The following is a 3,304-nucleotide window of genomic DNA, read 5'->3' on the forward strand; positions in this document are numbered from 1 at the left end:
CCGCCGGCTCCAACGCCAGCATCCGGTCCCGCACCAGAGCCAGCGGCGGCCGTTGGCGAAGGCCCTTGCGGCCGAGAAACCGGCTGATCTGGGCGCGATGACGCGGCTCCGAGGCCACCGACCCCGAGGCTTGCGAGGCGCTCATGCGCCCCCAATGCAAACAAAACGCCGCCACGCAACGAATCACCAGGCCGAGCGCCCGGGGACTCAGGCCGGCCGGACGAAGAAACTGTTTGATTCCGGGGAGTCCTTCTTGCACAATCATGACCGAGACTCCTTCCGGTTGGTGATCACCCGGCCTCACGGCCCAACCGATCCGGCCGGGGGAGTCTCGTTTTTCTATCCCGGCCCACTCTCCTCAGCAAAAAGCGCAACTTCAAAAGTTGCGAGCGGAGCCCTGTTCGGCTGGCTGGTAGGGGCTGGGCGTCTGGCCGATACTTGGGCACAGGACATCAAACCCAACACACCAGTGCCTACTGTCGTCGGCGCTGGTCAGCCGAACGAACCTCTTGGGGGGCAACCTCCGGCAGGAAGCACTCCTTCAGTGAAGGACTGGGATTACGAGATCAAGCGGCACCGCGCGTTTGAAGCCGTGCTCTGGAACATGCCGGCGATTGCCATCTACTCGTTTCGCCGTGCGGCGTTCGATGAACTGGGCATGAAGGACAACGACATCATCGCTTACTCCGCGACGGCCACGCCGAAGCTCGAAGCGATCACCGCCAACAGTTCCACGCCGTACATCGCGGCCTACACGGACCTTCGCAAGGGGCCTGCCGTGCTGGAAGTTCCGGCTGCCGGTGCGGACGGAAGTCTGTACGGTCAGGTCGTCGATGCGTGGCAACTGACGATTGCGGACGTCGGTCCATCCGGACTCGACAAAGGCAAAGGAGGAAAATACCTTTTCGTGCCACCCGGCCACAAGGAAGCCGTGCCCGATGGATACATCCGTGTCGATTCGCCGAATTATCGCATCGCGCTGGCGTTCCGCTCGGTTCGCGAACCGGGCAAGACGGCAACTGATGCGTATGCCTACGCGAAGAAACTGCGGATGTATTATCTTTCCGAGGCCGCCAACCCGCCGCAACAGAAGTTCTTCGACCCGATCAACAACCGCTATCCGTCGCTTCCCTTCTATGACGAGCGTCACTTTGAAGACATGGCCGAGATCATGACCGTCGAACCCGCACGGGAGCAGGACAAAGTAATGCTCGGCATGCTCGCCTCACTCGGCGTCGAGAGGGGCAAGCCATTCAAACCAGACGAGAAGACCAAGCGTGCCCTGCGGCAGGGTGTGATCGACGCCTGGTTCTATCTCCAGCGCTGGTTCGATCACATGCCGGCCGACAAGTTCTACTGGCCTGACCGACACTACGCCTCGTTGTTGATGACGGACAAGAACAAGCGGTTCACCTTCACCTACGACGACCGGATCGATCTCGACGGACGGGCAGCCGAGTACTTCTGGTGTACCTACATGCCCAAGGTTCTTAGCGACACGCCCGCCACTCAATACCTGATGGCGATGGCGGACAAGGACGGGAAACTGCTGGAGGCGGGTAAGACCTACAAGCTCGACGTTCCGAAGGACATGCCGGTGAAACAGTTCTGGGCGCTCACGGTGTACGACCGCGCCACCTGCTCCTTCATCTACAGCGATCTGAATCGGACGACGCTTTCATCGTATGACCTCGACAAAATGAAGAAGAACGCTGACGGCGGCGCGACGCTCTACGTCGGCCCCAAGGCACCTGAAGGATTGGAATCTAACTGGATTCCCACGTGTGGCAAGCGCCCGTTGCCTGCCATGCGGTTCTATGGCGGGACAGAAGTGTTGAACGACAAGACGTTCAAGATGCCGGACTTCGAGGAAGTGAAGTGATGCAAGCTATGCTCTGAAAAAGCTTGTCAGCCGGTGCGAATCCCGTTCAATTGCCTCCAAAAATTATATCACAAAATATTGTATTAAAAGGATTTACGTTATGTCAACCTACATCGATCCGCAGATACACATGATAGAGCGAATCACCGAAGTCGTTGCGAAATAGTCATTTGCGGAAACTCATCGCCCTCTTCTGGCCCCACGATTTACACGGTTTTCTGCGGTTTTCGATGCCTTTTTACGGCTTACCTTGCGGATACCCTGTGAGCCGTTGACGTAACTTTGGGCCGCTCTGCTACACTCGGCGCATGCCCGAGTCCCCCGCCTCCGAGCCCTACCGCGCCGCCATCGTTCACGTCCTGCCCGACGACCTCCGCGAAGAACTTGAACGCGTTGAGGAGCACTTCCGCCGCGAGCTTGCCGAGGCCCTGGCTGCCAAGAGCCGGGCGACGGACTTCATCCGCACGATCAAGGAGCGCCCTTTCGAGCACCAAGAGCACGAGCTTGAACAGGAACACGCCGCGCTGATCGCCTACCACGCGGGCAAGCTGGCCAAGAAGGTCCGCTGGATTCTGGAGGCGTGGAAGGACACGCCTGAGGAGTAGGCCGCTTGAGTGTCGAACCCTTGATGCTGTAAACTTCGTCCGTGTCCGAGAACGATCCCAAGCCATTGGCCCAGGTGGTAGACGCAGTAATCGACGTAGTGGTTGCCCGGTGCGATGACCCACGCGCTGCGGAATTCAAGCGACAGTTCGACGCGGCCGCCGCAGAGGTCCGCCAGCGGTTCGATGATTGGAGGTGGACGACATTGGCCGACCGGAAGGCGTATCACGAGACATGCGGGCTGGTCGGCGCAGAGGCTGACCGTGCTGCCGAAGCGGACGTTGCCCTGCTCGCAGGCGCGGCGACCGAGCAGCGCGAACAACTCATCGGCCACCACTGGAGCGTGTTCCTACGCCGCCTACAGGCCGTCTTGGAGGAGGTGCAGGAACAGGAATAACGGTTTAGATGAAGCGATACCAGGTCGCGTGATCCGGGTCGCTGGGCCTGTAATTTCTTTTGTGTCAGGGTTGTAGGGAACGGTAGTTGCAGTCACTGGCCGGTGGCCTTGGGCATCCGGCCTTCAAACATCACGGCGAAGTGGTTCAAGGCTGCCTTCCAGCCAACGATGGGCATCGTCCACTTCTTCGATGCCTCATGGATCGCCAGGTAAACCAGTTTCAGCGCCGACTCCGCGTTCGGGTACTGCTTCCGGTTCCGCGTGAACTTCCGGATCACGCTGTTCACCGACTCAATCGCATTCGTCGTGTAAATCGCCTTGCGGATCGCGGGAGGGAACTCGAACATGGCGATGATGTCGTTCCAGTGCAGCCGCCATTGCCTTCCGATGGTCGGATATTTGCCGCCCCACGTTTGCTCGAA

5 protein-coding genes are annotated in these 3,304 nt (G+C 59.5%); 3 read left to right on the forward strand and 2 right to left on the reverse strand.

Annotated features, from left to right (window positions below; genetic code table 11):
• Positions 1–265, reverse strand: a 265-nt coding sequence (locus tag BGIM_RS65115; RefSeq protein WP_040891111.1) for a hypothetical protein, incomplete at its 3' end; no start/stop codon positions are given.
• A gap of 186 nt (positions 266–451) precedes the next feature.
• On the opposite strand from BGIM_RS65115, the gene BGIM_RS0134070 reads away from it, so the two are divergent.
• The 3 genes from BGIM_RS0134070 (at position 452) to BGIM_RS0134080 (ending at position 2,882) form a co-directional block, all read left to right on the forward strand.
• On the forward strand, positions 452–1,882 hold the full coding sequence (locus BGIM_RS0134070; RefSeq protein WP_390567985.1) for a DUF1254 domain-containing protein: 1,431 nt from the start codon (positions 452–454) through the stop codon (positions 1,880–1,882).
• A 308-nt stretch (positions 1,883–2,190) separates the two neighbouring features.
• Entirely contained in the window at positions 2,191–2,487 is a 297-nt protein-coding gene (locus BGIM_RS0134075; protein WP_020474140.1) for a hypothetical protein, read from the forward strand.
• Positions 2,488–2,528: 41 nt separating this feature from the next.
• A complete protein-coding gene (locus BGIM_RS0134080; protein ID WP_029631142.1) occupies positions 2,529–2,882 on the forward strand; it encodes a hypothetical protein in 354 nt (117 codons plus the stop codon).
• A gap of 92 nt (positions 2,883–2,974) precedes the next feature.
• On the opposite strand, the gene BGIM_RS0134085 is transcribed toward BGIM_RS0134080, so the two are convergent.
• Positions 2,975–3,304, reverse strand: a 330-nt coding sequence (locus BGIM_RS0134085) for a transposase (protein ID WP_020474142.1), incomplete at its 5' end; no start/stop codon positions are given.

Origin of the sequence: Zavarzinella formosa DSM 19928, from assembly GCF_000255705.1 — a bacterium.
Taxonomy (GTDB): domain Bacteria; phylum Planctomycetota; class Planctomycetia; order Gemmatales; family Gemmataceae; genus Zavarzinella; species Zavarzinella formosa.

Bases quoted from the DNA above. Each gene is read 5' to 3' on its own strand.
- BGIM_RS0134075 (WP_020474140.1), top strand. From the start codon at position 2,191: ATGCCCGAGTCCCCCGCCTCCGAGCCCTACCGCGCCGCCATCGTTCAC.